General features: G+C 61.4%; 30 protein-coding genes and 1 pseudogene. 18 read left to right on the forward strand and 13 right to left on the reverse strand.

Annotated elements, in window-relative coordinates; translation table 11 throughout:
- Nucleotides 1-23 precede the first annotated feature (23 nt).
- Entirely contained in the window at nt 24-584 is a 561-nt protein-coding gene (locus tag PSEWESI4_RS19320; protein ID WP_187672850.1) for a carboxymuconolactone decarboxylase family protein, read from the reverse strand.
- Nucleotides 585-686: 102 nt separating this feature from the next.
- On the opposite strand from PSEWESI4_RS19320, the gene PSEWESI4_RS19325 reads away from it, so the two are divergent.
- Both PSEWESI4_RS19325 and PSEWESI4_RS19330 read left to right on the forward strand, forming a co-directional pair.
- Nucleotides 687-1,589 carry an AraC family transcriptional regulator gene (locus PSEWESI4_RS19325; RefSeq protein WP_187672851.1) on the forward strand — a complete coding sequence of 301 codons (903 nt, stop codon included), beginning with the start codon at nt 687-689 and terminating at the stop codon, nt 1,587-1,589.
- Between the two features lie 159 nt (nt 1,590-1,748).
- A complete protein-coding gene (locus tag PSEWESI4_RS19330) occupies nt 1,749-2,021 on the forward strand; it encodes an HU family DNA-binding protein (protein ID WP_187672852.1) in 273 nt (90 codons plus the stop codon).
- An 86-nt stretch (nt 2,022-2,107) separates the two neighbouring features.
- Here the strand turns inward: PSEWESI4_RS19330 and PSEWESI4_RS19335 are convergent, their stop codons facing one another.
- Nucleotides 2,108-4,030, reverse strand: coding sequence for a sigma 54-interacting transcriptional regulator (locus tag PSEWESI4_RS19335; protein WP_187672853.1), 1,923 nt, complete (start codon nt 4,028-4,030; stop codon nt 2,108-2,110).
- Nucleotides 4,031-4,255: 225 nt separating this feature from the next.
- On the opposite strand from PSEWESI4_RS19335, the gene PSEWESI4_RS19340 reads away from it, so the two are divergent.
- The 7 genes from PSEWESI4_RS19340 to PSEWESI4_RS19370 all read left to right on the forward strand — a co-directional run bounded on the left by PSEWESI4_RS19340 (nt 4,256) and on the right by PSEWESI4_RS19370 (nt 10,148).
- Nucleotides 4,256-4,738 carry an MSMEG_0572/Sll0783 family nitrogen starvation response protein gene (locus PSEWESI4_RS19340; protein ID WP_187672854.1) on the forward strand — a complete coding sequence of 161 codons (483 nt, stop codon included), beginning with the start codon at nt 4,256-4,258 and terminating at the stop codon, nt 4,736-4,738.
- A gap of 67 nt (nt 4,739-4,805) precedes the next feature.
- Complete coding sequence (locus PSEWESI4_RS19345) at nt 4,806-5,792, forward strand: Nit6803 family nitrilase (RefSeq protein WP_187672855.1); 987 nt, start codon at nt 4,806-4,808, stop codon at nt 5,790-5,792.
- On the forward strand, nt 5,779-6,876 hold the full coding sequence (locus tag PSEWESI4_RS19350) for an MSMEG_0568 family radical SAM protein (RefSeq protein ID WP_235978968.1): 1,098 nt from the start codon (nt 5,779-5,781) through the stop codon (nt 6,874-6,876). The genes PSEWESI4_RS19345 and PSEWESI4_RS19350 overlap by 14 nt, the downstream gene beginning before the upstream one ends.
- A 13-nt stretch (nt 6,877-6,889) precedes the next feature.
- Complete coding sequence (locus PSEWESI4_RS19355) at nt 6,890-7,450, forward strand: MSMEG_0567/Sll0786 family nitrogen starvation N-acetyltransferase (RefSeq protein WP_187672856.1); 561 nt, start codon at nt 6,890-6,892, stop codon at nt 7,448-7,450.
- Entirely contained in the window at nt 7,443-8,468 is a 1,026-nt protein-coding gene (locus tag PSEWESI4_RS19360) for a sll0787 family AIR synthase-like protein (protein ID WP_187672857.1), read from the forward strand. The genes PSEWESI4_RS19355 and PSEWESI4_RS19360 overlap by 8 nt, the downstream gene beginning before the upstream one ends.
- A gap of 2 nt (nt 8,469-8,470) precedes the next feature.
- The gene (locus PSEWESI4_RS19365) at nt 8,471-8,794 is read left to right on the forward strand and encodes an MSMEG_0570 family nitrogen starvation response protein (RefSeq protein WP_187672858.1); all 324 of its coding nucleotides are present in this window, start codon (nt 8,471-8,473) and stop codon (nt 8,792-8,794) included.
- 85 nt (nt 8,795-8,879) lie between these two features.
- Nucleotides 8,880-10,148 carry an MSMEG_0569 family flavin-dependent oxidoreductase gene (locus PSEWESI4_RS19370; protein WP_187672859.1) on the forward strand — a complete coding sequence of 423 codons (1,269 nt, stop codon included), beginning with the start codon at nt 8,880-8,882 and terminating at the stop codon, nt 10,146-10,148.
- A gap of 180 nt (nt 10,149-10,328) precedes the next feature.
- Here the strand turns inward: PSEWESI4_RS19370 and PSEWESI4_RS19375 are convergent, their stop codons facing one another.
- From PSEWESI4_RS19375 to PSEWESI4_RS19400, 6 genes are all read right to left on the reverse strand, one after another.
- Complete coding sequence (locus PSEWESI4_RS19375) at nt 10,329-10,991, reverse strand: hypothetical protein (protein WP_187672860.1); 663 nt, start codon at nt 10,989-10,991, stop codon at nt 10,329-10,331.
- A 322-nt stretch (nt 10,992-11,313) separates the two neighbouring features.
- Nucleotides 11,314-11,949: a response regulator gene (locus PSEWESI4_RS19380; RefSeq protein ID WP_187672861.1), complete on the reverse strand. Its 636-nt coding sequence runs from the start codon at nt 11,947-11,949 to the stop codon at nt 11,314-11,316.
- 33 nt (nt 11,950-11,982) lie between these two features.
- Complete coding sequence (locus PSEWESI4_RS19385; RefSeq protein ID WP_187672862.1) at nt 11,983-13,329, reverse strand: cache domain-containing protein; 1,347 nt, start codon at nt 13,327-13,329, stop codon at nt 11,983-11,985.
- A gap of 60 nt (nt 13,330-13,389) precedes the next feature.
- Nucleotides 13,390-14,358, reverse strand: a complete 969-nt coding sequence (yjiA, locus tag PSEWESI4_RS19390) for a GTPase (RefSeq protein WP_187672863.1) — start codon at nt 14,356-14,358, stop codon at nt 13,390-13,392.
- Between the two features lie 119 nt (nt 14,359-14,477).
- Complete coding sequence (locus PSEWESI4_RS19395) at nt 14,478-14,681, reverse strand: YbdD/YjiX family protein (RefSeq protein WP_187672864.1); 204 nt, start codon at nt 14,679-14,681, stop codon at nt 14,478-14,480.
- A gap of 13 nt (nt 14,682-14,694) precedes the next feature.
- Nucleotides 14,695-16,752 (reverse strand): carbon starvation CstA family protein, encoded by a 2,058-nt coding sequence (locus PSEWESI4_RS19400; RefSeq protein WP_187672865.1) that lies wholly within the window; start codon nt 16,750-16,752, stop codon nt 14,695-14,697.
- A gap of 315 nt (nt 16,753-17,067) precedes the next feature.
- On the opposite strand from PSEWESI4_RS19400, the pseudogene PSEWESI4_RS19405 reads away from it, so the two are divergent.
- Nucleotides 17,068-17,306: pseudogene (locus tag PSEWESI4_RS19405) on the forward strand (type II toxin-antitoxin system RelE/ParE family toxin).
- A gap of 17 nt (nt 17,307-17,323) precedes the next feature.
- Nucleotides 17,324-17,536, forward strand: a complete 213-nt coding sequence (locus tag PSEWESI4_RS19410) for a helix-turn-helix transcriptional regulator (protein WP_187672866.1) — start codon at nt 17,324-17,326, stop codon at nt 17,534-17,536.
- 470 nt (nt 17,537-18,006) lie between these two features.
- Here PSEWESI4_RS19410 and PSEWESI4_RS19415 read toward each other — a convergent pair whose 3' ends face one another.
- The 5 genes from PSEWESI4_RS19415 to PSEWESI4_RS19435 form a co-directional block, all read right to left on the reverse strand.
- Nucleotides 18,007-18,408 (reverse strand): type II TA system antitoxin MqsA family protein, encoded by a 402-nt coding sequence (locus PSEWESI4_RS19415; RefSeq protein WP_187672867.1) that lies wholly within the window; start codon nt 18,406-18,408, stop codon nt 18,007-18,009.
- 2 nt (nt 18,409-18,410) lie between these two features.
- Nucleotides 18,411-18,707, reverse strand: a complete 297-nt coding sequence (locus PSEWESI4_RS19420) for a type II toxin-antitoxin system MqsR family toxin (RefSeq protein WP_187672868.1) — start codon at nt 18,705-18,707, stop codon at nt 18,411-18,413.
- A 197-nt stretch (nt 18,708-18,904) separates the two neighbouring features.
- Complete coding sequence (locus PSEWESI4_RS19425) at nt 18,905-19,327, reverse strand: hypothetical protein (RefSeq protein ID WP_187672869.1); 423 nt, start codon at nt 19,325-19,327, stop codon at nt 18,905-18,907.
- A 21-nt stretch (nt 19,328-19,348) separates the two neighbouring features.
- Nucleotides 19,349-19,981, reverse strand: a complete 633-nt coding sequence (locus tag PSEWESI4_RS19430) for a hypothetical protein (RefSeq protein ID WP_187672870.1) — start codon at nt 19,979-19,981, stop codon at nt 19,349-19,351.
- A 65-nt stretch (nt 19,982-20,046) separates the two neighbouring features.
- On the reverse strand, nt 20,047-20,352 hold the full coding sequence (locus PSEWESI4_RS19435) for a helix-turn-helix domain-containing protein (protein WP_235978969.1): 306 nt from the start codon (nt 20,350-20,352) through the stop codon (nt 20,047-20,049).
- A 103-nt stretch (nt 20,353-20,455) separates the two neighbouring features.
- Between PSEWESI4_RS19435 and PSEWESI4_RS19440 the strand changes: the two genes are divergently transcribed.
- The 7 genes from PSEWESI4_RS19440 (at nt 20,456) to PSEWESI4_RS19470 (ending at nt 24,691) form a co-directional block, all read left to right on the forward strand.
- Nucleotides 20,456-20,671 carry a DNA-binding protein gene (locus tag PSEWESI4_RS19440; protein ID WP_187672871.1) on the forward strand — a complete coding sequence of 72 codons (216 nt, stop codon included), beginning with the start codon at nt 20,456-20,458 and terminating at the stop codon, nt 20,669-20,671.
- A 309-nt stretch (nt 20,672-20,980) separates the two neighbouring features.
- A complete protein-coding gene (pflM, locus tag PSEWESI4_RS19445) occupies nt 20,981-21,268 on the forward strand; it encodes a lysogeny maintenance protein PflM (protein WP_187672872.1) in 288 nt (95 codons plus the stop codon).
- Between the two features lie 427 nt (nt 21,269-21,695).
- Nucleotides 21,696-22,046 carry a hypothetical protein gene (locus PSEWESI4_RS19450; protein WP_187672873.1) on the forward strand — a complete coding sequence of 117 codons (351 nt, stop codon included), beginning with the start codon at nt 21,696-21,698 and terminating at the stop codon, nt 22,044-22,046.
- A gap of 14 nt (nt 22,047-22,060) precedes the next feature.
- Nucleotides 22,061-22,246: a hypothetical protein gene (locus PSEWESI4_RS19455; RefSeq protein ID WP_187672874.1), complete on the forward strand. Its 186-nt coding sequence runs from the start codon at nt 22,061-22,063 to the stop codon at nt 22,244-22,246.
- Between the two features lie 273 nt (nt 22,247-22,519).
- Nucleotides 22,520-22,819, forward strand: a complete 300-nt coding sequence (locus tag PSEWESI4_RS19460) for a hypothetical protein (RefSeq protein WP_187672875.1) — start codon at nt 22,520-22,522, stop codon at nt 22,817-22,819.
- 4 nt (nt 22,820-22,823) lie between these two features.
- A complete protein-coding gene (locus PSEWESI4_RS19465) occupies nt 22,824-24,320 on the forward strand; it encodes a hypothetical protein (RefSeq protein ID WP_187672876.1) in 1,497 nt (498 codons plus the stop codon).
- The gene (locus tag PSEWESI4_RS19470; RefSeq protein WP_187672877.1) at nt 24,320-24,691 is read left to right on the forward strand and encodes a hypothetical protein; all 372 of its coding nucleotides are present in this window, start codon (nt 24,320-24,322) and stop codon (nt 24,689-24,691) included. Before PSEWESI4_RS19465 ends, PSEWESI4_RS19470 begins: the two co-directional genes overlap by 1 nt.

The raw sequence follows: 24,691 nt of genomic DNA on the forward strand, positions 1-24,691 counted from the left end.
CCGGGAATCGATTGATGGGGCGTTCAGTTATCGGGACGCTGCCAGCGGTACTTGGCCAGCTCGGGGTTGAGGGGCGTCCTGGCGAACACGTTGGTGAAGTTGCACAACGTGGCGAGGCTGACCCCGAGGATCACCTCGATCGCGTTGCCGTCGCTGAAACCGGCGGCCCGGAAGGCAGCGAACTCGTCGTCGCTGACATTGCCGCGAGTGGCGATCACCGCGCGGGTGAAGGCCGCCAGCGCTTCCAGGCGCGGCTCAGGCAGTTCGGCCTGCTCGCGCAGGGCGGACACTACGGGGTCGGGCAACCGGGCCTTGTTGGTCGCCACCACGGTATGCCCGGCCACGCAGAAATCGCAGCCATGGGTAGTCGCGGCGACCAGTTGCACGACTTCCCTTTCGGCGAAACTCAGTTCAGCCTTGGCGTTCAGGCCGGACACCGTGAGATAGGTTTCCAGCGCCGCCGGCGCATTGGCGAGAACACCCAGCAGGTTGGGGATGTAGCCTGAAGCCTTGAGCGCGTTCTGCAGGAACGGCTGCGCCGCTTCGGGCGCGCTTTCCAACGTCAGCAGTGGTACACGGGACATGGAGTAGTCTCCTCATCGGTAGGTACCAGAAGTCTGTTGGTAATAAGAAACTCGCTCAATATTCTAAAGTCGCGATCACTTGCTCTTGAGTCTTTCGATTAGATGATTTCGTCCAGCCCCCTTATCGACTGGTTATTAGAGAGTCTCGAACTCGATGCCAGCCTGTTCCACATCGGTCGTTACTGCGGTGGCTGGCATGCCAGCACTCACGGCCTCGCCAGGGCGAGTTTCCACCTGGTGGTGCAGGGCCATTGCTGGCTGCACGTGGATGGCGAGCCCGAAGCCCGGCGACTGGACAGCGGTGACGCGGTGTTCCTGCTGCGCGACGTACCCTATCGCCTGTCCAGCGACGCCTCGGCTCAGCTCGCCATGGCCCGGTCGCGAGGGGTCATGCAGTCGCTGGAAGTCGATGCCAGCGACGGCGTGGGACTGGTTTGCGGCTTCTTCCACTTCCACTCGGGCCTCTCGGCGCTGATCGTCGAGGCGCTGCCCGACTGGATCATCCTGCGCGCCGGCGACCCGTCGCTCGCCGCCGCCCGCAGCCTGTTCGAGCTGATTCTGGAAGAATGCCGCCGCGCCTCCCCATCGTCCTCGTTGCTCGAACGCCTCAGCCACCTGCTGTTCCTCTACGTGCTGCGCCAGCAGGCAATCGAGAATCCGGGCCTCGGCGGCCTGGTCGCCGTTGCCCGGCAACCCGTCTTCGCTCGTCTGCTGGAAGCCTTGATCGAACACCCGGAACGGCCATGGACGCTGGAAGACATGGCCGCCTGCACGGGGCTGTCGCGCTCGGCATTCTTCAAACGCTTCAATGAGCTGGCGGGACAATCGCCCGGACAGGTGCTCCAGGCCCTGCGCATGCGCCATGCCTGCCGGCTGCTGAAGGCCGACCATACGGTGGCCGAGGTGGCCGATGCCGTGGGCTATCAATCGGTCGCGGCCTTCACCCGTGCCTTCCACAAGCTGATGGGCCAGCAGCCCGGCGCCTATCGCAAATCGCGCCACTAGGGATCAGGGGCGGCCCCCAGGCGATCGCCAGAACCTAATGGCGCCGGGAATGCTGCCGATATCCCCGACGACAGAAACAAAGATGTCAAGACAGCCATGCCCTCAACGCTTGGCTATACTCCCTCACTTTCAGACCGCCTACAGGTACAGGAGTACCCCATGAACAAAGCCGAATTGATCGAAGCCATTTCCATTTCTGCCGATCTGCCGAAAGCCACTGCGGGCCGCACGCTGGACGCCATCACCAGCACCATCTCCTCCGCCCTGCAGAAAGGTGACGACGTCACCCTCGTCGGCTTCGGCACCTTCACCGTGAAGGCCCGCGCCGCCCGCGAAGGCCGCAACCCGCAAACCGGCGCCGCGATCAAGATCGCCGCTGCCAAGCTGCCCAGCTTCCGTGCCGGCAAGACGCTGAAAGACGCCGTCAACTGAGTCACCCCGCCTCATCGAAAGGCCCCTTTCGGGGCCTTTTTCGTCTCGCTGGATTTCCGCCACCGCGCGATGCGCACCAGGCGGGATCAGAGCCCCGTCGAACTTATATTCAGGCGTTTCATCCGCGATGCCAGGGTCGTCGGCTTGATGCCCAGCAACGCCGCCGCTCCGTTCGGGCCGAACAGGCGGCCATTGGCGGCTCTCAAGGCAGCCAGCATGTTCTCGCGCTCGAGCGCCAGCATCTGCTGCTCGGTGAGGATGCCTTCCAGGGGAGCGCGCGCAGCCTCGGCACCGGCCTCTTTCGCGGCCAGGTGCCGCTCCGGCAGGTTCACGGTGATCTCCGGGCCCTGCGACGTGATCAGCGCCCGCTCTATGACGTTCTGCAGTTCGCGGATGTTGCCCGGCCAGGTGTAGTGCTGCATGCGCTCGATATCGATCTTGCGCAGCAGGCGGCCAGGCTTGTTCAGGCGCAGCCCGATCTGCTCGATGAAGTGCACGGCCAGCAACGGGATATCCTCGGGACGCTCGCGCAGGGCCGGCGAGTGGATGGGAAAGACGTTGAGGCGGAAGTACAGGTCTTCGCGGAAGCGCTTGGCATCCACCTCGGCGCGCAGGTCACGGTTGGTGGCGGCGATGATGCGTACATCGACCCGGCGCGTACGCTCCTCGCCGACCCGCTCGAACTGGCCTTCCTGTAGCACGCGCAGCAACTTGCTCTGCAATTCGAGCGGTATTTCGCCGATCTCGTCGAGAAACAGGGTGCCGCCATCGGCCAGCTCGAACCGGCCGATACGATCGCGCAGCGCACCGGTGAAGGCCCCTTTCACATGGCCGAAGAACTCGCTTTCGAACAGTTCCGCCGGGATCGCCGCGCAGTTCACCCGGATCAGCGGCTGCCCGCTGCGCCGGCTGGCCTGGTGGATGGCGCGGGCGATCAGTTCCTTGCCGGTGCCCGACTCGCCGTTGACCAGCACGCTGGCGTCGGTCGGGCCGACCACGTCGATCTGCTTGACGATCTTCAGGATCGAGTCGCTCTGCCCGACGATTTCGCGGTAGCTGTGCTCGATGCGGATTTCTTCCTGCAGGTAGGCGTTCTGCTGTTCCAGGCGGTGCTTGAGTTCCTGCAGTTCCTCCAGGGCATCGTGAAGGCGCTGCTGGGTGCTGAGGCGTTCGGTGATGTCGCGGAACACCACCACCGAGCCGACGATGCGGCCATCGGAAATCACCGGGGTGCTGGTGAACTCCACCGGGAACATGCTGCCGTCGCGGCGCCAGAACACCTCCTGGCGTCCCTCGTGGACCAGCCCATCGTGCACCGCCTTGTAGATCGGGCAATCCTCCACCGGATAATGGCTGCCATCGGCGTGGCTGTGGTGATGGATGCGGTGGATGTTCTTGCCGATCATCTCGCTCTGCTCCCAGCCGAGCATGCGCGCCGCCGCCGGGTTGACGTAGGTGGCCAGACCTTCGCTGTCGATGCTGTAGATACCATCGCCGACAGCACTGAGCAGCAACTGGTTGTCGCGTTCGCTTTCCTGGAACAGGTTGAGGATGTTGCGCCACTCCAGCAGGCCGCCGCGCATGGTGCGCTCGGTCTCCGCCTGGTCGAGCAGGTAGCGCTGCTCGCTGCGCTCGCGCAGCACCAGGATCAGGTAGAGCACGCCACGAAAGCTGAGGGTGGAAGCGGATATCTCCACCGCCAGGCGCTCACCGTCCTTGTGCCTGAAGGTGAATTCGTCGCTCCAGCCGCGCCCGGTCTCCATCACCGACTGGGTGAAAACGATCAGCTTGGGCAGCATGTGGCCGAACAAGCGGGTCACCGTCAGTTGCAGCAACTCCTGGCGCGGGTAGCCGAACAGCGTGCTGGCGGCGATGTTCATGTCGACGATGCGGTTGGCCACCGGGTCGAACTGCACGATGGCCTCGCCGCAGTGTTCGAACACCATGTGACGCGTCGCATAGGCCATGTCAGCCCAGTCGGTGAGGTAATCCGGCTCGCCCGTGCTCATGCTACGAAACCTCGTAATGCGGCTACGACAGTTCGTTGTTATACGAGAATTCGTAATTCGGAGAAAGGATCAGATCGACCAATAAAAATCGGATCAGAAATATAAATAATTGATTTAAATCGACTTTTATCCTGACACTCGAACCTGGCACAGCCTTCGCTCTAGTGCTTGCAACGCGATGACTTCCATCGCGACACAAGCCCAAGACAAGAGAGGAGTAGCAGCATGCCAAGCGTCGATATCGCCCAGTACAAGGATGGCGATTTTCTCGTCAACTACGAAGAAAAGGTCTTCGAGGACGTCAAAGCCGAGCCGGGCGAAAAAGCCCTGATCACCTTCCACACCATCGCCTTCGAAGGCTCCATCGGCCTGGTCAACATGCTCCAGGCCAAGCGCCTGCTGCGCAAAGGCTTCGAAACCAAGGTGCTGCTCTACGGACCGGGTGTGCAACTCGGCGTGCAACGTGGTTTCCCCACCCTTGGCGCGGAAGCCTTCCCCGGCCACCTCGCCGTGAACAACCAGATCAAGGCATTCATGGAAGAAGGCGGCGAAGTCTATGCCTGCCGCTTCGCCCTGCAGGCGCTCTATGGCCAGACCGAGAAGGCGCTGATCGAGGGTATCCGCCCGATCAACCCGCTGGACGTGATGGACCTGCGCCTGCTGATGCGCCGCGAGGGCGCGCTGATCATCGACACCTGGACCGCCTAAGAGCCCCCGCTCCTCTCCCCTCGCCGGGGAGAGGAGACCTGACCTCGCCGATCACCAGGAGTCCGCCATGACCATCATCCGAGCAGCCGCCGTACAACTCAGCCCGGTGCTCTACAGCCGCGAAGGCACCATCGACAAGATCTGCCGAACGATCCTCGAACTCGGCCGGGAAGGTGTGCGGTTCGTCGTCTTCCCGGAAACCGTGGTGCCCTACTACCCGTATTTCTCCTTCGTGCAGCCGCCGTTCCAGATGGGCCGCGAACACCTCAGGCTGATGGAGGAATCGGTGGTGGTTCCTTCCGCCGCGACCGTCGCCATCGCCGATGCCTGCCGCGAGGCCGGCGTGGTTGCCAGCGTCGGCATCAATGAGCGCGACGGCGGTACCCTCTATAACGCCCAGTTGCTGTTCGATGCGGACGGCAGCCTGATCCAGCACCGCCGCAAGATCACCCCGACCTATCACGAGCGCATGGTCTGGGGACAGGGCGACGGCTCCGGCCTGCGCACCGTGGACAGTGCCGTCGGACGCATCGGCTCGCTGGCTTGCTGGGAGCACTACAACCCGCTGGCCCGCTATGCGCTGATGGCCGACGGCGAACAGATCCACGTCGCGATGTTCCCCGGCTCTCTGGTCGGCGAGATCTTCGCCGAACAGATCGAAGTGACCATCCGCCACCACGCCCTGGAGTCCGGCTGTTTCGTGGTCAACGCCACCGCCTGGCTCACCCCGGAGCAACAGCAGCAGATCGTGAATGACACCGGCTGCGCCCTCGGGCCGATCTCCGGCGGCTGCTTCAGCACCATCGTTTCGCCAGAAGGCAGGTTGCTCGGCGAGCCGCTGCGCAGCGGCGAAGGCGTGGTGATCGCCGACCTCGACCTGGCGCTGATCGACAAGCGCAAACGCATGATGGATTCGGTCGGCCACTACAGCCGCCCGGAACTGCTCAGCCTGCTGATCGACCGCACCCCCACCGCGCATGTCCACGAACGCGCCGCCGCGCTGCCCAGGAGCGACGCGACGCTCGCTGAGGAGTTGGATCATGCAAGCCTCTGAACTGATCGCCAGCGACCTGCTCAGCGAGCTGCAATGCCATGGCGTGCGCTGGCTGGACGAAAGCGCCGGGCTATCGCGCAAGGGCGGTGCCGGGCCCTCCGACCACAAGGCGCTGACCCTTGGCGACCATACCGCGATGGTGCCGATGCTCAACCAGGCATCGCTGGATTCGCCCTACGTCGCGCGGCCGTCGGCCACCGGCGAGCTGGCACTGATCTTCCGCGAAGGCCAGCAGGTGGGCCAGGTGCAAATCCCCGGCGTACCGAACTTCTATGCGCGCAGCACCGCCGACGGCATTCCCTACTGGAAGATAGCCACCCTGCACAGCAAGGACGTGCTCGCCACCACCGTCCTCCAGCACTGCATCCGCATGAACGATGCCGAGCGCGCCTGCCAGTTCTGCGCCATCGGCCAGTCGCTGGCGGCGGGCAAGACCATCGCTCGCAAGCGCCCTGCGCAACTGGCCGAAGTGGCCAAGGCCGCAGTCGAACTGGACCGCGTCAAGCACATGGTGATGACCACCGGCACCCCGCAGACACCCGATCGCGGCGCGGCGATCCTCTGCGAATCGGCGGCGGCGGTGACCGCGGCGGTCGACCTGCCGATCCAGGCGCAATGCGAACCGCCGAACGACGATGCCTGGTTCCAGCGTCTGAAGGACAGCGGCGTGGTGTCGCTAGGCATGCACCTGGAAGCGGTCTCCGACGAAATCCGCGCGCGAATCATGCCGGGCAAGGCGGAGGTGCCGATCTCCCGCTACTTCAGCGCCTTCGAAGCGGCGGTCGCGGTATTCGGCCATGGCCAGGTCAGCACCTATATCCTCGCCGGCCTGGGCGACTCCGAAGACGCCATCGCCGCGATGAGCGAGCGCCTGGCGGCAATCGGCGTATATCCCTTCGTAGTGCCCTTCGTGCCCATCGACGGCACTCCGCTGGCCCATCACCCGAAGCCGGACAACGCCTTCATGCAGCGCCTCTACCCACGCGTCGGCGCCAGCCTGCGCCGCCACGGCCTGCGCTCGGAAAACATCAATGCCGGCTGCGCCAAGTGTGGCGCCTGCTCGGCCCTGAAAAAGCACGAGTAACGGAGACAATGCCATGCCGGGATCATCGTTCGCCCTGATCGACGGAGACTTCGCCGACTTCCTGGCCGGCGACCTGCTGGTCAAGCCAGCACGCGAACCCTGGGAAAAGCGCGGCTACTACGCCCTGCGCCGCTCGGTATTTTCCGAGGAGCAGCAACTGCTGGCGCAGGACAAGGACAGCCACGACTTCCAGGCCACGCCCATCGTCGCAGTGGCCGGCAGTTGCGGGGTCGCCGACCGGGTAATCGGCGCGGTGCGCATCTACGAGCAGGAGCCCGGCCTGTGGTACGGCGGCCGGCTCTGCGTGGAGAAGGCCTATCGCCGCCACGGCATGATCGGCAAGGCACTGGTCAACGAAGCAGTGTCGCTGGCCATCGACATCGGCTGCCAGACCTTCCTGGCCACCGTGCAACTGGTCAACGAAAGCTACTTCCACAGCCTGCACTGGCACACCCTGGAACACATCGAGCTGCTCGGCCAGCCACATGTGCTGATGCAGGCCGAACTGTCCAGCTACCCGTTCATGCCGCGCGAAGTCTCGCTGCTGCCGCTCAAGGCGCGCCGTCATGGGTAGCGCCGCGCATCTGTCCCCGGCCGGCGTGCTCGATGCGCTGCTCGACGACCTGCGCAATACCCCGGCGATGCGCGCCAAGCAGGCGATCCAGCATCCCGCGCGGGCACTGTCGCTGTCACCGACCAGAGGCCGCGACTCGCTCTACGCCCTGCCCGGCGACGATACCGCGGCGATCCGCTGCGGCGAGCATTACCAGTTGCTGGCCATCGAAGGCATGTTGCCGGAGTTCGTGGCCGCCGCGCCCTGGTTCGCCGGCTGGTCGGCGGTGATGGCCAATGTCAGCGACATCACCGCCATGGGCGGACGGGCCACCGCCGTGGTCAATGCCTACTGGCATCACGATACCCAGGCCGCCAACGAGGTGCTGGCCGGTATCCGCGCCGCCTGTACTGCCTACGGGCTGATTCTCGCCGGCGGCCACACCAGCCAGAGCCCCGGCAATCCGGCGGCGCTGGCAGTGGCGATCACCGGCATCGCCAATCGCCTGCTGTCGACCCTGCATGTCGCACCCGGCCAGGTACTGGCCATGGCGGTCGACCTGGACGGCCGCTGGCACGCCGATACGCCGTACTGGAAAGCCTTCGAGAACGTGCCCGGCGAGCGCCTGCGCAGCAAGCTCGACGTACTGCCGCGACTGGCCGAGGCCGGACTGCTGCACGCCGCCAAGGACATCAGCAATGCCGGGCTGCTCGGCACCTTGCTGATGCTGCTGGAACCCACCGGCTGCGGCGCCGAACTCGACCTCGACGCCCTGCCGCGTCCTGGCGATGGCGAGTTGTCGCGCTGGTTGCAGGCCTTTCCCAGCTACGGGTTCCTGCTGACGCTCGACGAAACCGCCTGGACCGAGGTTCAGGCCGCCTTCGCCTTCCAGGGACTGAGCTGCGCACGCATCGGCCGGATCGACGCCAGCGCCCGGGTGTGGGTGCGCCTCGCCGACGAGCAGGCCGAGTTCTGGAACCTGGCCAGCACTCCGTTTACCGGATTCGTCCATCCCCAATCATCGAACGAGGAGCACTGAACATGCCCGCCGTGAACTTCAAGGTGCGCTGGCCGGATGGCCAGGAAAGCATCGGCTATTCGCCTTCCACCGTGATCTACGAACACCTGCACAGCGGCACGCCCTATGCGCTGGAGGACTTCATGCAGCGCCTGGAGAACGCTCTCAACGCCGCCTCGGAGCGGGTCAAGGAGGTCAAGGGTTTCTATTGCAGCTCGGCGATGGACACCCTCGCCTCGCTCAAGTACCACGCGCGCCGATACGAAGAGGGCGGCGGCAACGTGCGGGTGATCGACATGCAGACGGCCCATGCGGGGCACGTCAGCGGCGGCTGGAGTTCGTTCTAGCCGGCCAGCCATACCACACGCGGAGCGATCCGCCGATTTCCATCGAGACCGGCCCCCTCCGGACCGGAATATTCAGGAGTTCCCCATGCCCACCGCACTCAAATCCGTCCAGGTTCCTCACTACAGCGTGCTCATCGTCGGTGGTGGCCAGGCCGGACTGTCCGCCAGCCACTACCTGCAACAGAAGAATATCGATCACCTTGTGCTGGAAAAGCACAGCCTCACCCATAGCTGGCGCACCCAGCGCTGGGATGCCTTCTGCCTGGTCACGCCGAATTGGCAATGCGCGCTTCCCGGCTATCCCTACTCCGGCGACGACCCGCACGGCTTCATGAAGCGCGAGGAAATCATCGACTACCTGGACGGCTTCATCCGCAGCGTCAACGCGCCGGTACGCGAAGGCGTCAGCGTCCAGCGCGTCAGCCCCCGCCCCCAGGGTGGCTACGCGGTCCAGACCAGCGCCGGCGAATTCAGCGCCGACCAGGTCATCGTCGCGTCCGGCGGCTACCACACGCCGATCATTCCGCGCCTGGCCGAGCGACTGCCCGCCGGAATAACGCAGATCCATTCCGAGCAATACCGCAACCCGCAGGCGCTGCCGGAAGGCAACGTGCTGGTGATAGGCTCCGGCCAGTCCGGCGCGCAGATCGCCGAGGACCTGCATCTGGCCGGGCGCAAGGTCTACCTGGCGGTCGGCGACGCACCGCGCTGCGCTCGCTTCTACCGGGGCAGGGATGTGGTCGACTGGCTGGCGGAGATGGGCTACTACGACATCGGCGTCGACCAGCATCCCCTGCGCGAAGGCGTGCGTGACAATACCAACCACTACGTCACCGGCCGCGATGGCGGGCGAGACATCGACCTGCGCAAGTTCGCCACCGAGGGCATGGAACTGTTCGGCCTGCTCAAGGACCTGGACGGCGACAAACTGATCTTCTCCACCGACCTGGAAACCAAGCTGGACGCCGCCGACGCGGTCTACAACCGCATCAACGCCAGCATCGACAAGTACATCGAAGAGAACCGCATCGACGCCCCGGCCGGCGAGGTCTACCAGCCGGTCTGGCGCCCGTCGCAGGAGCGCGCGACCCTGGACCTCGGCGCGGCCGGCATCACCAGCATCATCTGGTGCATCGGCTTCACCCCGGACTTCTCCTGGCTCGACGCCGGCGTCTTCAACGGCCGCGGCCAGCCGGTACACAATCGTGGCGTCACCGCCCTCGCCGGCCTGTATTTCCTAGGCCTGCCATGGCTGTACACCTGGGGCTCAGGTCGCTTCTCCGGAGTTGCACGCGACGCCGAGTACCTGGTCGAGCAGATCGCCCAGCGCCAGCACAAGGCGGCCGCAGGCTGAACATCACCGACCGGTTCAGGCTGCTTGCCGGGCATCACGGCGAACAGCCTGCACCGGCCGGCCGAGAACGCACAGGAAGGCTTGGCGCATGCGCTCACTGTCGTCGAAACCGGTTTCCGAGAATCACATCCATCGGCAGGCGGATCCAAGAGGCAGGACAGCCGTCATGCGGAAAACGAACTACTGCTGCAAGAACAGTTGTCTCTGCCCAAGATCCACACCCGCCCAATCGCACAAATAGTGCAGATTCAAAATGTAATCCGCGATTTCATGCTTGTTGATAGTGCCCGTGGCCCTCCTCAGGGAGAACACATGGTCATAGTCGATAGCCCCCGCAACCCTGACGACCTCACCGATATCGGGATCATCGGCACCAAGGAGCGCAGGGTTCTCCGACACCTGCTTAAGAATCGACGCAGACATTTTCGGGAGCGCATAGCTGTTGAACTCCCAGTCCGCACGCCTTATTTCTTGCTGCTCCTCAACCAGCCGCCCCATCTTGGGCACTATGCTCTTGCATTCGCTGGAAAGAACCGCACGAATCCTCGGCACGTAGTCAGAACTCACTCCACCGCCCGCAACTTCGATCTTTTTCTCTATCCGGGCCGCCTGTTCGGAAGCAACCCGGGAGTCATTTTTCGCGTCGATATACTGATAGATTGAAAATGCAAACCCGACAATGCTGAGCAATGCCAACAAGCCAGTCGCAAATGGATGCTTGCCAAGCAACTCGATAAACGACTTCCCAGCCTTTAGCCAAAAACCGACCGAAGCTCGTTTCTCTTCACGAGAGGCATTGCCAGAAGCCTCCTCTGCCCTCTCCAGGCCCGGATCATTTTCCATCCCCTCATCCCCCATCCGAAATGTGGGACAGCCCGACGTGGCCATCCATAAGCCACTATAGCCATCATCCGGGAGGTCCTATGGCAGCTTGTGGCTTCTGGTCTGGTCGAGAGGCCCTATCGGGGGCCCAACTGCAGTGCCGTGGCGCTGCTGCCAGGCGGGAGGACAAACCCTACCCGAACCGACAACCACCGTAGGGTGGGAAACCGCGAAACGTTTCCCGCCAGGAACAACCAGGCCACCTTGCTGAAAAGCGTCCCGCCGGACGAAGAAACTTCTGGATCCCCGCGTGCGCGGGAATGACGGCTTTTCCAGGGCTGTCCTAGATCGAAATAAGCCCATGCTCCAGCGCGTACTTCATCAGCGCGGCGGGTTTGTCGATGTTCAACTTGCGCCTGATGCTCAACCTGTAGGTTTCGACGGTGCGGACGCTGATATCCAGTTCGCGCGCCATTTCCTTGTTGTTGAAGCCCTTGGCGATCATCGACAGGACCTGGATCTCCCTCGGGGTCAGTTCGTTTTCTTCGCGTTTGTTGGTCGCCAGCTTGCGGGCGACCTCGGGGCTGTAGAAGCTTCCGCCGGCGACGATGGCTTCGATGGCGGCGATCAGTTCCTGTGAGGGCGCGTTCTTCAGGACGTAGCCGAAAGCGCCCGCGCTGATGGAGGTGCGCACGTACTCCTGGTTGTCGTACATGCTCAGGATGAGGATCTTGATGCCGGGATAGAGGCTGCAGAGCTTCTTCGTCAGCTCCAGCCCGTTCATGTCGTCCTTCAGGCCGATGTCCACGAGCAGCAGGTCGATTTCCGTCGACTGGAGCAGTTCGAGCGCTTCGGTTCCGGACTCGGCCTGCGCCACCACGTCGAAATGCGGCATGGCCGAAAGCAGCGAATTCACACCATCGCGCACCAGCGCATGGTCATCGATCAGCGCGATTCTTATCGGCTTGGAATCGCTCATGCGGGCCTCTTGCCGTTATTCGTCGCGAGCGCATCAAGCTCTTTGCAGGGGTATTTCAACGTAGAGTTCCGTGCGGCCGGGTGAGGAGGAAACCGTGAATGAACCTCGATGATGGTCCACGCGTTCCCTGATATTCCTGAGGCCTATTCCCTGGCTCTTTTCCATCAGGACAGGGCTGAATCCCACACCGTTGTCTTCTATACGAAGCGCAATGGCGTTCTTCGCGTTCAACATCGAAATTATAACCGTGCTGGCTTTCGAGTGACGCTCGATATTGGCCAGGGCCTCCTGGATGATCCTGAACAGAGTGACGGATACGTTCTTGTCGACCGGGGCGTCGTCGAGGTGGCGTTCATAGTGCGTGGGGATGTCAGTGCGCTGTTCGAACTCGGCAACGAGTTGGTCGATGGCCGGCAGGAGGCCGAGGGTATCGAGCAGCGACGGGCGCAGATCGTGAGAGATGCGCCGGATCTCGCCGATGGCTTCGCCCAGCCGAGAGATGCCCGAACGGAGGTTCTCCAGCCCCTTTTCCTGGCCGTTCTGGAGTTCCAGGCTGGCCAGTTCGAACTGGAACTTGATGGAAACCAGTTGCTGGCTGATGCCATCGTGCAGCTCGCGGGAAACCCGGGATCGCTCCTCTTCCTGGAGGGTCACGATGCGCTGGTTGAGGGCGTAGAGCTTGCGGTCGGCCAGGCGATGCTCGCTGACGTTGAGCATCAGGCCACCGGCGAACACCACCAGCACGGCGATCATCGCGAAGGACGAGATCGCCAGCACCGTGGTCAGCACGCCGGAAGCCACTTCTTCCCGTGACTTCCGCGTCGCCACCTCGACGTCGTCGATGTAGATGCCGGTACCGAACATCCAGTCCCAGCGGTCGAGCATCACCACGTAGGAAAGCTTTTCGGTCACCTGCCGCGTCGAGGGCTTTTCCCAGGTGTAGCGCTGGAACCCATCGCCATGCTGGGCGCTTTCCAGCAGGGCTTGAATGACCGGCAGGCCATTATTGTCGGTCATGCCCAGGAGGTCCTTGCCCACCAGGTGGGCCTGCCTCGGATGCATGAGGTTCTTCCCTTCGCGGGTATACACGAAGAAGTAACCATCCACTCCGAAGTTCGCGCGCGCCAGCATATCGAGCGCCTGGCTCTTGATGGCTTCGTCGTTCCTGCCACTTTCGTACAGGGGGGCGATCAGGCTCGACGCGAGCTCGATATAGTTTTTGAGCTCGGCCTGTTTCGCCGCCATGATGCTGCTTTCGATCAACTTCGCCTGTTCTTCTTCCAGTTTTCGGCTTTGCGCGAAAACCAGAACACAGATGAAGAGCACCGAGATAATGAGCGGCAGGACGCTCAGCGTGACGATCTTGTATTTAAGCTGCATGAGTTCTCACCTGATGCCTGCCATGGTTCTGCGCATCGAAGACCGGATCGCCTGACTTCTTCAGCGCTGGGCTTCCTCGAAGCCCGCGCGGATCTTCTCTTCCGGCAGTTGGTCGCCGATGAACACGATCACGCTTTCCCGCGCCTCGCCCTCCTTCCACTCCGCATCCCAGTCGAAGCCATAGAGCCGCAGCACGCCCTGGAACACCATCCGCCGCTCCTCGCCGGCGATGGCCAGCACGCCCTTGTAGCGCAGCAGGGAGTTGCCGTGCTCTTCCAGCAATTGCTCCATGAAGGCACTGAGCCTGTCGATATCCAGCGGTCGCTCGCTCTTCAGCACCAGGGTGCCGATGCGGTCGGGCGTGCCGGCCGGGGTCAGCGGGCTCAGCACGGGACCGACATCGGCGTTGAGGTTGAAGCCACGCACGTCCAGCAGCTCGGCCAGGTCGATGCGGCCGTGGTCGACCATGCGGATCGGCGAGCGTCGGTTGATCCGCTGCAGGCGCGTGTGGAGCGTCTCGAAGGCGGCCTCGTCCACCAGGTCGCGCTTGCTCACCAGGATGCGGTCGGCGAAACCGACCTGGGCCTGGGCAGTGGGTTCGGCCAGGTGGCGCTCGGCGTTGGCGGCGTCCACCAGGGTGATGATGCCGTCCAGCACATAGCGCTCGCAAAGCGCCTCGTCGGCGAAGAAAGTCTGGGCGATGGGCGCCGGGTCGGCCACCCCGGTGCACTCGATCACCAAGCGGTCGAAGGCGATCTCTCCGCTGTCCAGCCTCTCCAGCAGGACGAACAGCGCCTTTTCCAGCTCGACATGGATGGAGCAGCAGACGCAGCCGTTGGCCAGCGTCATCACCTGCACCGGCTCGTCGCCGAGCAACTGGCCGTCGATCGGCGTCTCGCTGAATTCGTTCTCGATCACCGCGATCTTCAGGCCGTGTTCAGCCTTGAGGATGTGTTTCAGCAAAGTGGTCTTGCCGGCACCAAGGAAGCCACTGAGCACGGTGACCGGAATGGGGAAATGGGAAGACATCGGTTATTCCTCGGCATCGGGAGCGGCTACAGGATCGATGTGCCCGCTCCCGGAGGCCTGTCGGCCAAATGAAAAGCGCCACGACGAAGCGTGGCGCTCAGGTTACCGCAACCAACCGGTCAGCAGCAGCGTACGGGGCGTCCCTTGCCACCGCCGTAGCGGGCTTCCTGCCGCTCGCGGAAGAACTCCTCGTAGGCCATGACCGGCTTGTCCGGGTGCTTGCTGCGCATGTGCTCGACGTAGGTGTCGTAGTCGGGCATGCCCACCAGCATGCGGGCAGCCTGGCCCAGATACTTACCCATGCGGCTCAGGTCGTTGAACATGCGCAGCGTCTCCTCAGGCGTCCGGAATCGGCTGGAAAGGCGATTCCTTGTCGGTGCGCTCGGATTTCACCCAGGCGCTGCGCCCGACCTTGATGGCGTAGAACAGGATGCTCAGCACCACGAACAAGAAGAGCACGGTCAGGGTCGCGTTGGTGTAGGCGTTGAAGATCACGTGCTGCATCTGGCCGATATCCTTGGCCGGGGCCAGCACCTGGCCGGCGTCCAGCGCATCGCTGTACTTCTTGGCCAGGGCCAGGAAGCCGACCGCCGGGTTCGGGTCGAACAGCTTGATCAGGCTCGCCGTGGTGGTGCAGATCAGCAGCCAGGTGGCCGGGATCAGGGTGACCCAGACGTAGCGCTGGCGCTTCATCTTGATCAGCACCACGGTGCCGAGCATCAGCGCGATACCGGCCAGCATCTGGTTGGAGATGCCGAACAGCGGCCACAGGGTGTTGATGCCACCCAGCGGATCGATCACGCCCTGGTACAGCAGCCAGCCCCACATGGCCACGCAGCCGGCGGTGGCGATCACGTTGGCTGTCCAGGACTCGGTGCGCTTCAGCGCCGGCACGAAGTTGCCCAGCAGGTCCTGCAACATGAAGCGCCCGGCACGGGTACCGGCGTCCACCGCGGTGAGGATGAACAGCGCCTCGAAGAGGATCGCGAAGTGGTACCAGAACGCCATGGTGTTCTCGCCCGGCAGTACCTGGTGGAGGATGTAGGCGATGCCCACCGCCAGGGTCGGCGCGCCGCCGGCACGGGCGAGGATGGTGTTCTCGCCGATGTCCCGCGCAGTGGCTTCCAGTTGCTCGGGAGTGATCGTGAAGCCCCAGCTACTGACCGTCGCGGCGACGCTGACGGTGTCCGAGCCGACGATCGCCGCCGGGCTGTTCATCGCGAAGTAGATGCCCGGCTCGATCACCGAGGCGGCGACCATCGCCATGATGGCCACGAAGGACTCCATCAGCATGCCGCCGTAACCGATGTAGCGGGCATGGGTCTCGTTGGCCAGCAGCTTCGGCGTAGTGCCGGAAGAGATCAGCGCGTGGAAGCCGGACACCGCGCCACAGGCGATGGTGATGAACAGGAACGGGAACAGGGAGCCCTTCCACACCGGGCCGGTGCCGTCGACGAACTGGGTCAGCGCCGGCATCTTCAGGTCGGGAGCGATGATCAGGATGCCGATGGCCAGCCCGACGATGGTGCCGATCTTCAGGAAGGTCGACAGGTAGTCGCGCGGCGCCAGCACCAGCCACACCGGCAGCACGGCGGCGACGAAGCCGTAGCCGATCAGCATCCAGGTGATCTGGATGCCGGTGAAGGTGAAGGCCGGGCCCCAGACCGGATCGGCGGCGACCTGGCCACCCACCCAGATGGAAGCCAGCAGCAGCACGACACCGATGACCGAGATTTCGCCGATCCGCCCCGGGCGGATATAGCGCATGTAGACACCCATGAACATCGCGATCGGGATGGTCGCCATCACCGTGAACATGCCCCACGGGCTTTCGGCCAGGGCCTTGACCACGATCAGCGAGAGCACCGCGAGGATGATGATCATGATCAGGAAGGCGCCGAACAGCGCGATGGTGCCGGGAATCTGGCCCATCTCCTCGCGCACCAGCTCACCCAGCGAGCGGCCGTTGCGACGGCTGGAAATGAACAGCACCATGAAGTCCTGCACCGCGCCGGCCAGCACCACGCCGGCGATCAGCCACAGGGTGCCGGGCAGGTAGCCCATCTGCGCGGCCAGCACCGGGCCCACCAGCGGGCCTGCGCCGGCGATCGCGGCGAAATGGTGGCCGAAGAGGATGTGCTTGTTGGTCGGAACGTAGTCCAGGCCATCGTTGTTGAGCACCGCGGGCGTCGCGCGGTTCGGGTCGAGCTGCATCACCCGGGTGGCGATGAACAGGCTGTAGTAACGATAGGCGATGAGGTAGATCGCGGTCGCAGCAGTAACGATCCAGAGGGCGTTGATGGCTTCGCCGCGACGCAACGCCACTGTGCCCAACGCGAATGCGCCCAGCACGGCAACGGCGAACCAGGCAATTCGGGTAGCCAATTGAGTCATCTATGGTCTCCTGCCGCTGGCGGTTACCTGCGGCGGCTTTTGTTTTTGTTTAGCCCCTGATGAGGGCCCGGCCACTATCTGCGCCAAGCCGCCGCGAAGACATTCGCATAACTACGAAGCAGGACTGCGTAGAACTACGCAGATTGATTCGGCTGTGCCCGTTTTGGCGGGGCAGTCGATCACACCACCCTGCCCCACGGGAGCCTCCTCGAGCCACAGGGAGAGCTGCGCACTTCCCAGAGGCGCGAGGTCCGATATCCGATCGGTTTACCGTCGGAACCTGCATGCCGTGATGCACTGGATCACACTTCGAGAATGATCATCAGCTTCCAGCACAAAGGCCTGCGCCTGTTCTACGAAACGGGTTCCACCAAGGGCATCCACGCCGATCACGCCAAGCGCCTGGGGATCTCGACCTCCCCGGCTGGCGGCTCCACCCTCTCAAGGGGGAACTGGCCGGCTACTGGTCGCTAACCGTCAGCGGTAACTGGCGGGTGATCTTCCGCTTCGCCAACAGCGATATCGAATTGGTCGACTACTTGGACTACCACTGAAACAGGAGGGCGAAACCATGGTCATGCACAACCCACCACATCCTGGCGAAACCCTGCTCGAGGACGTGCTCCCCGCTCTGGATATCAGCATCGCCGAACTGGCCCGACGCCTCGGCTTCGCGCGCGAAACCCTCTCCCGCGTCTGGCTCGGCGTGCAGGCCGACTACGATCTCTGGCAGGCCCGGCAGCGCGAGCAACCGCACATCGAGCGCTTCGCCGCCATTGCCTGACGGCAGGAACAAGCCCCCGACACTTCAAGCGGGGGCTCTTGTTTCACAGTGCCTTACAAGCGGCCGATCAACGCGTCGACCGAGGCGCCCCAACCTTCAATGCAACTGCAAGCGCCTGATATCACGCTGAGGCGGCTGTACTCACGGCTGAACTGCAAGACGCTTCATAGCCCATGCCCCCCACCTTCTGCTGCACCGGCATTGGCGGCCCGAGTGTTTCCTGAATCACCAGGGCGGCCTGGAAGATCCCGCTTTTGCCCAAAACGCGAACCGCAGAAAGCAAAAACCCCTGACTTCACCAGGAAGATCAGGGGTTTGCTTGAATCGGAAAGTGGCGGTGAGGGAGGGATTCGAATCCTGTTGTCCCCTGCCCTGTTGAGTCGCAATCCGTACCATTTCTGACTTTCAGATTTAGGTTGAATGTTGTTTCGTGGCTTTGTGGCTCAGTGATTTCGACACTTTTTCGACACTCAACCCGTACGCAGCTCCTTGAGTAATTCAGGATGACGGCCCAAGATTTTGAATAGCTGCACCAAGGGTTGCGGTGCCTCCGTACTGCCTCGCTCGTAGCGAGAAAATGCATTAGGTCCACCGCCAAACAGCTCAGCCGCCTCGCGCTGGCTCAAGCGCAATTGCTTGCGCACGCTACGAATCAGCTCCTGATTACCGTCCTGGGCATTCACCTGCTGGCGAAATTCATTCATGGCACGCATAACACGCTCGCTCTCAGCCGGCCCGGTCAGGGACTCGCCGCAAGCATCGCACCAGTCAGCCGTTACCGCAGTAATTTGGGTGGTCTGCCCTTTGTAGGTGAAGGGCATATCGCGGGTGTCGTGAACCAGTTCCGCCCCGCCGCATACTGGACATTTCATGGTCACTTCTCCTTGAAGGAAACGATCAGCAGATCGGCCACCAACGTGAACTTCAGGTAGACCTGCCCGAAATCGGTTTCGGGTCGGTAAACGTCCTGCCAGGTAGTATGATCCGCATAGGTTGTCATGCTCTTGAAAAAGTCGCGGCTGCTCAGGGCACCAATGACGGCCAGCATGTCGGCCACCTCCATGCCCAGCTCAGCGCCCCCTTCAAGGGCCACGCGGGTGAAGCGATAACGCTGCTCAGCTACGGCTTGCTTCACCAGCTCAAGCTTGAAATGGGGTTTGCGCTTTTCCATACGACAAAAATAACCTATTAGGTTAATTTTATCAAGAGTGAATCAAAATGATAGCGGTGGATTGAAAAGACAAGGAACAGCGTAAACTGCGTGACCTGCTCTTAACTAGGGTTGCCACTGAGGTTAGCCTCCCGGCTGATCAGTGTTATTTTTAGTTCCTGTGCTTTCAAATTCGGTTATAACCTCACCTATAAGAGTTACAAGATTCTTATGATAAAGGCTTTTCCACCATTCATTTTTTTTAAAAAATTAGCATGATATCCAATTTGTGTCTTTAATGAAGCCTTCCATAGATCATCATTTAAAACAAGCATCCATATTTCTTCGCAAGAAGTCAGCATTATCGAAACAAACCACTTATATTTCTTTATCAGGTCCTTTTGGTTATTGTCTTCATCTGACAGCATTCTTAAATCAATACCATTTGAAAATTCGGGGTACTTAAAAGCCAAGTGCAGATAGTTTGAGTATATCCCCTTTGCTGTGGCCTCTTGCTGAGCTTCTCTATTGGCTTTGACTTGCCACCATGCATAAGCCCCTGCGAGTACGGCCATTAGAGCCATTACGCTATTAGCTAGAGCGGAAATAACATCAGCTTTAGTACAGATATAGTCAAACATATACCCCCCTTTGTTTTGATTTCAGGGGATTAGGTGATTACCTGCATAGCAGGCCCCTTCATGCTTGCCACACATTTTCTTGAGCGCAACCTTTGCACCTTTCCGGCAATCACGATAAATCAGTGATCCATATTTGTAGTTCTGACAGACACTAGAATGGTCGACTTTTCCGTCAATCTCTACCCACTCGAAGTGACCAGCTACTCTTTTCTTCTGGTGCCCACTCTCCCATTCCCAATAGCTGGAGTGAGTACGGCGGATGGTCTGACTTCTTTGCGACGAACTATTTGAAGCGTAGTGCCGTGCCGGTGGCGGCTGAACCGTATTTATGTCAGTCCGAGGCGTGTAGTTCTGGTCGTTGTAGGTCGTCTGCCGGGTTTGAGTCTGATGCCCTTGCCCGTTTGACCATGTGATTTCAGCACGTGGCTGTGGGGCAGCATATGTTGGATTGGCGGCTGCTTGGTATTGGTAGCTTGGCTGTTCTGTTTCGAAAGCCTGTTTGAACTGGTTGACGTTGATCGATACAGGCTTAAGCAGCGGCCATATGATGGTGTAGACAGCAGCACCTGTGATGCCGAAGGCAATTAAAGCTGGCAGGTGGCTTTTTTTCTTTTTATGCAAGCGTGACGGTGCGTCGCTGCGGTTTGCTTTCATTCCTTTCCCCTCCCCCCTCCTTCATTTCCGGGCGTACCAGCGCCTAGCTACTTCCTTGGTGATCGCTATCCCGCGTTTTGATTGGGCAAGTTTGAATCGGCCTTCTCGTAATCGGGGCTGATCTGTCCTGCTTCTGGTGCAATTTTACCGCTGACAATCCATAAGGCGAATTGTGGGTATAGCGCTACTACAGCCTCAATCTCCTCGGCCTTGATCTCCCGGCTTTTCGCAGGGTTCTTCAGGTTGCTCCAGGTGTATCGGCTGATGCCTGTCTGCTCTTCTAGCTGCGGTAGCTTCAAGCCGCTGTGCTTGAGCACGGTTATTACCCGCTCTTTTATCATTCCATTTCCATCTAAATTAGCTCTATCCATTTTGACTCAATCCAAATATGATTCACTTCGACTCTAGTCAAAATGGATTGGGTCAGAATTTACACGATACGTGTTAATTGCCACGAATAGTGACGGAACGAGCATGGAACTGGAAGAGCTGGAACCTTCGAAGCTGATAGGCCCGCAACAGGACGTGGAAACCGTCGAGTCCTGGGCCGACCGCAACGGCCTGACCTACGGCACCGCGCGTGCCTGGGCAATGAAAGGCGTTCTCCCCACCGTAAAGCTAGGCAAGCGCCGCATGGTCAACAGTGCCCTGCTCCGCTCCTGGCTGCTGGAGCAGGACTGGACGGCATGAATGACCAATTCAGTAAGTTTCTTAGCTCAATCCTAGCGGCACTGACTGAGCTTCGCTGTGTAGGGGCTGATCGTTACAACTGGGGCATCGACGCTAGAGCTCAAATCTATCTGGCGCATTCTTTGGGGATTATCAGTTTCGATCAGTTGGAATTGCTTAGCGGCCTTATTACCAATGCGCGGATGCATGCCGGGCGTCATTTTCCCAGTGAGCGCAATGCGGGGCCCGTCATTACGTGGTTTGAGTTGCATAAGCGTGAGCGTGCTGCTCGGGCCGTCGAGGTAAAGCCCCAGGCGCAGGTGCCGGCCAATGAGCAGCCTGAATCGGTATCTGCGCCAACCACATGCGGAGAACTGCGGCTGCTCTGTCTGCTGGTCAAGGCGCGAAGTGGCGAAACCCGCGCACTCCCAGTCCACACCGTGCACCCAGTGCCGCCCCGTGTCCGTCTCCAAGGTCGATGGCCGCTGGAAGGTGATACCGGCTTCACTCTGCGACCGGCACCAACCCGCCGACCGTCCGCCGAAGTGGTGGTTCGTTGTCTACGACAGCGGCAAGCCAACGCCTTTCGTGCCGATTCGCGAGCCGTTCGAGGACTGAGCCATGCCTGACATCGCTCTTGAGTGGGTTGGCGTCTGGCTCCTGTTCGTGGGCTGTGCCCTCGTCATCGGGCGAGATTGGGGTCTGCCAGCCGCCCGCGCCTGGGTCGATCCGGTCAAGGGCACGCCAGAAAGCCGTACCCTGAACGGTGCCGCATCGCCTCCGGCGTCCGTGACTGGCCAACTCGGTCTGATCAGTCATCCACCTCAAGCCCCGCCAGTCACGGGCGACGGTGGCGAAACGGGATGACAAGGGCCGTGGCCCTTGGTGTTTGACGCGATAACGGCCCGCGTACAGGCCGAGTTGTAACCCCGGCAATCCGAGAAACCCCTCGGGCGAAAACTTCACAAGTTCGCCCGTGTGGACCCGCTCGGCCTGCTGAAAGGCAAACCCGCGCAATAACGCGCAACCAAGCGAGGAAACACACATGGCACGTTCGATTATGGAAGTTGCATTCCTGGGCACCCAAAAGACTGAGATGGAGGGCGCCAAATACGTGAAGGTCTTCTACGGCGATGAGCCGGACGGCAAGACCGAGCACGGCCTTTCGGTCATCGGCATGGCGGCGGCTGACGAAGTGGCGGATGAGATTTTCTTCGCTGGTTCTCAGTTCGAGCCGCTGCAACTGGTCCGCATTACTTTCGACGTGTCTCGGGGCGGCCAGAACAAGGGCAAGAATCTGGCCTTGCATATCGAAGCTGTGGACACTCGGAAGGGCGCCCAACCTTCCGCTGCCAAACCCAGCCCGTCCACTCCGGCCGACGCTCCCAAGGCATAACCCAGGGTCGGGCCGTGCTGATCCGTGACCGCGTCTATTGCGACCTGTGCCTTGCCCCGATGGGGCAGGTGTACGGCCAGCCCGCTGATGGCAGCGGCTGGGCGGCCGCGTTTGGCATGGCTCCCGACTATGCCGTCTGCCCGGACTGTCTCGAAGCCGAGTGCGAACCGGCTTCCGAGGCGGCTCCGGAGCACAACTGAGGGGAGCGCTATGGGCTCGCTCGAAAGCTATCTGGCCAACGTCACCTTGGGCGACCTGTGGGCCCTCCAGTTCATTCAAGGGATGGTCTATCTGGCCGCCCTTGGCCTCATTCACGGGCATCAGAGGTAACGGGCAATGGCTTTCACCTGGGGGCAATACCTCGTTATCGCTGGGCTCTTCATCGGTTCTCTGGGAATAGGCGTCGCCTGGGGGAATTTCCGGCTCGGCTGGAAAGAAGTAATCGACGCATCAACCAACTGAGGAAACTCACCATGCAAGTGAAAAACCTGCCGGCCGCTGTCGGCCAAGATGTGGTCCAGAAAGGTACCAGTGTCGGTAAAGCACTGGGTGGCAAAACGGCCTCCGTTCTGACTGTCGCCGCTGCTTCGATGACGGCGGGCATGGCCAATGCGGCCATTACCGTGCCGACCGAACTGACCGATGTCTTCACCGATCTGGCTACCGCCTTCGGTGTTTTGATGGCGGCCGGTGCCGTGCTGTTCGGCGTCATCCGTGGCGGCATTGCGCTGTTCAAGATCGCCGGTCGCGTGTTCTCGGCGGCTGGAGCCTAAGCCAATGGCGGTCAAAGTTCCGGGCTTTGCCCGCCTGCTGGTTGCCCTCACCCTTTTGGGGTGGGGGCAGTTTGGTTTTGCTGAGGATTACTATTGGCAGTACGGCACTTCGCCTAAGTACCCAACTGCTCTTGCGGCGTGTGAGGCTTGGTTTGCTCCTCATGCGGCCAACTATAGTTTTCGAACTTGGCGGGAGAGTGCCACGACTATTCATTGTTATGCGGACTATAAGAATCAGCCGGGTAACTGGTGGCAAAAACAGATCGTTCATCGCTCGGGGACGACATGCCCTCCGGGCACGGAATATGATTCATCGATTCAGGAGTGTGTCACTCCCAAGAATTGTTGGGACCTACCGAACGTAGATCGAGCCGTAAAGTGCCCGTTCGTCATGCAGGACGGCAAGCAGGTCGTTCAATGCCCGGAGTCCATCTCTTTTGACGGTTGCTCCTTCGGCCTAAATCAAACCGAACTAACCAAAAAATGCTGGAAAGAGCCGATCCAGGGTTCTTCCACCGGCCTTGAGAATTGGTGCGTCGCTAACTACTTCGCGAACGGCCCTGAAAAGCCCTCGGATGATCCATGTCCCTCCGATGGCTCCTGTTCGCCGTGGGACCAGCCTACTCCGGGTGCCAACTGCGTGATGGTCAACGGTCGCGAGGTTTGCCGCGACCCTAACGACAATGAGTGCATCAAGGTCGATGGCTCCAATAAATGCATCATGGACGAGATGCAGTGCAACTACGTGAACCTCGTTCTCCAGTGCACCGTCGGCGACAAGCCGCAACGCAACTGCGCCTACCACAACGGTAAACAGGTCTGCACCGACCCGAATGACCCCAACAAGCTGATCGACGAGAACTCTCCCGACCATCCCAAGAACGGCGGCAACGCCGATGGCGACGAAACCAATGATCCCAAAGAGCCGGGCTCCGAAGGCGGCACCGCCCAAGATGGTGATGCGGCCGCGACCAATGAGGCGATCAAGGATTTACAGGACGGCCTGGGCGGGAAGATCGACAAGACCAATTCGTTGCTCGAGCAGATCAAGAAGGGGCTGCTGGGGGATGACTACAGCTCTGATGCCGAATGGACCGACGAAGGGGCCAAGGCATCGGGGGAAGGTGCGGGTGGCCAGATCGCCTCGGCACTCGATACGGCAGTCGATGAGGCGCTGGAAGGCTCGGAAGCCGAACTCAAGGATGCCCTCGACGCCTTGCCGGGCACTGTCGAGGGCTGGTTTGGGGTAGGTGGTGAACGGCTAGCCGGGGTGGGTGTGTTGGACAACCTGTTCCCCTCGGCGGTGGGCTGTTCCGACTACAGGGTCAATGTCGGCATCCCGCGCTATAGCTTCACCCTGGTGGTGCCCACCTGCGAACTGAGCCGCGTCAAGCCGCTACTGGAGTGGTTGCTGTGGTGCCTGACGGCGGTGGGCGTCTGGAACATCTACATGTCTGGCCTGCGGCTTGAAAACGCCAAGGCGATTCGAGGGGGCTTCTGATGCCATTCATCATCGGCTTCCTGCGGACTATCGTCTCGGTCGTCTTCAAGCGCCTCTCGGCGTGGCTCGTCGGCCTGTTCACGGCACTGGCCGGGCCGCTGATCTCCGCCTTCCTCAAGCTGTTCTCCAGGCTCGGGAAGGTCGCCCTGGTGATTGCCGCGATTACTCTGGCTGTTGGCCTGTTCACTGGCGCGGTGGATTTGGTCTTCGGCCAGATTGCTTCCAACGCTCCTGATGATCTGGTTGCCATTGGTCGCATGCTGCTGCCGGGCAACCTCTCCATCTGCATCGGCATTCTGGTTCTGGTGCGGGTTAAGGCGCTGATCTTCTTCTGGGTCGTGCGCCTCTCCGAGAAGTTCGAGAACGCCTAG

The sequence above is a fragment of the Zestomonas carbonaria genome, assembly GCF_904061905.1.
GTDB lineage: Bacteria > Pseudomonadota > Gammaproteobacteria > Pseudomonadales > Pseudomonadaceae > Aquipseudomonas > Aquipseudomonas carbonaria.

Bases quoted from the DNA above. Each gene is read 5' to 3' on its own strand.
- PSEWESI4_RS19460 (WP_187672875.1), top strand. From the start codon at position 22,520: ATGCAAGTGAAAAACCTGCCGGCCGCTGTCGGCCAAGATGTGGTCCAG.
- PSEWESI4_RS19345 (WP_187672855.1), top strand. From the start codon at position 4,806: ATGACCATCATCCGAGCAGCCGCCGTACAACTCAGCCCGGTGCTCTAC.
- PSEWESI4_RS19400 (WP_187672865.1), bottom strand. From the start codon at position 16,752: ATGACTCAATTGGCTACCCGAATTGCCTGGTTCGCCGTTGCCGTGCTG.
- PSEWESI4_RS19385 (WP_187672862.1), bottom strand. From the start codon at position 13,329: ATGCAGCTTAAATACAAGATCGTCACGCTGAGCGTCCTGCCGCTCATT.
- PSEWESI4_RS19435 (WP_235978969.1), bottom strand. From the start codon at position 20,352: ATGGATAGAGCTAATTTAGATGGAAATGGAATGATAAAAGAGCGGGTA.
- PSEWESI4_RS19330 (WP_187672852.1), top strand. From the start codon at position 1,749: ATGAACAAAGCCGAATTGATCGAAGCCATTTCCATTTCTGCCGATCTG.
- yjiA (WP_187672863.1), bottom strand. From the start codon at position 14,358: ATGTCTTCCCATTTCCCCATTCCGGTCACCGTGCTCAGTGGCTTCCTT.
- PSEWESI4_RS19355 (WP_187672856.1), top strand. From the start codon at position 6,890: ATGCCGGGATCATCGTTCGCCCTGATCGACGGAGACTTCGCCGACTTC.
- PSEWESI4_RS19450 (WP_187672873.1), top strand. From the start codon at position 21,696: ATGGCACGTTCGATTATGGAAGTTGCATTCCTGGGCACCCAAAAGACT.
- PSEWESI4_RS19320 (WP_187672850.1), bottom strand. From the start codon at position 584: ATGTCCCGTGTACCACTGCTGACGTTGGAAAGCGCGCCCGAAGCGGCG.
- PSEWESI4_RS19420 (WP_187672868.1), bottom strand. From the start codon at position 18,707: ATGGAAAAGCGCAAACCCCATTTCAAGCTTGAGCTGGTGAAGCAAGCC.
- PSEWESI4_RS19360 (WP_187672857.1), top strand. From the start codon at position 7,443: ATGGGTAGCGCCGCGCATCTGTCCCCGGCCGGCGTGCTCGATGCGCTG.
- pflM (WP_187672872.1), top strand. From the start codon at position 20,981: ATGAGCAGCCTGAATCGGTATCTGCGCCAACCACATGCGGAGAACTGC.
- PSEWESI4_RS19335 (WP_187672853.1), bottom strand. From the start codon at position 4,030: ATGAGCACGGGCGAGCCGGATTACCTCACCGACTGGGCTGACATGGCC.
- PSEWESI4_RS19440 (WP_187672871.1), top strand. From the start codon at position 20,456: ATGGAACTGGAAGAGCTGGAACCTTCGAAGCTGATAGGCCCGCAACAG.
- PSEWESI4_RS19370 (WP_187672859.1), top strand. From the start codon at position 8,880: ATGCCCACCGCACTCAAATCCGTCCAGGTTCCTCACTACAGCGTGCTC.
- PSEWESI4_RS19350 (WP_235978968.1), top strand. From the start codon at position 5,779: ATGCAAGCCTCTGAACTGATCGCCAGCGACCTGCTCAGCGAGCTGCAA.
- PSEWESI4_RS19410 (WP_187672866.1), top strand. From the start codon at position 17,324: ATGGTCATGCACAACCCACCACATCCTGGCGAAACCCTGCTCGAGGAC.
- PSEWESI4_RS19325 (WP_187672851.1), top strand. From the start codon at position 687: ATGATTTCGTCCAGCCCCCTTATCGACTGGTTATTAGAGAGTCTCGAA.
- PSEWESI4_RS19395 (WP_187672864.1), bottom strand. From the start codon at position 14,681: ATGTTCAACGACCTGAGCCGCATGGGTAAGTATCTGGGCCAGGCTGCC.
- PSEWESI4_RS19465 (WP_187672876.1), top strand. From the start codon at position 22,824: ATGGCGGTCAAAGTTCCGGGCTTTGCCCGCCTGCTGGTTGCCCTCACC.
- PSEWESI4_RS19430 (WP_187672870.1), bottom strand. From the start codon at position 19,981: ATGAAAGCAAACCGCAGCGACGCACCGTCACGCTTGCATAAAAAGAAA.
- PSEWESI4_RS19365 (WP_187672858.1), top strand. From the start codon at position 8,471: ATGCCCGCCGTGAACTTCAAGGTGCGCTGGCCGGATGGCCAGGAAAGC.
- PSEWESI4_RS19470 (WP_187672877.1), top strand. From the start codon at position 24,320: ATGCCATTCATCATCGGCTTCCTGCGGACTATCGTCTCGGTCGTCTTC.
- PSEWESI4_RS19425 (WP_187672869.1), bottom strand. From the start codon at position 19,327: ATGTTTGACTATATCTGTACTAAAGCTGATGTTATTTCCGCTCTAGCT.
- PSEWESI4_RS19380 (WP_187672861.1), bottom strand. From the start codon at position 11,949: ATGAGCGATTCCAAGCCGATAAGAATCGCGCTGATCGATGACCATGCG.
- PSEWESI4_RS19415 (WP_187672867.1), bottom strand. From the start codon at position 18,408: ATGAAATGTCCAGTATGCGGCGGGGCGGAACTGGTTCACGACACCCGC.
- PSEWESI4_RS19375 (WP_187672860.1), bottom strand. From the start codon at position 10,991: ATGGAAAATGATCCGGGCCTGGAGAGGGCAGAGGAGGCTTCTGGCAAT.
- PSEWESI4_RS19340 (WP_187672854.1), top strand. From the start codon at position 4,256: ATGCCAAGCGTCGATATCGCCCAGTACAAGGATGGCGATTTTCTCGTC.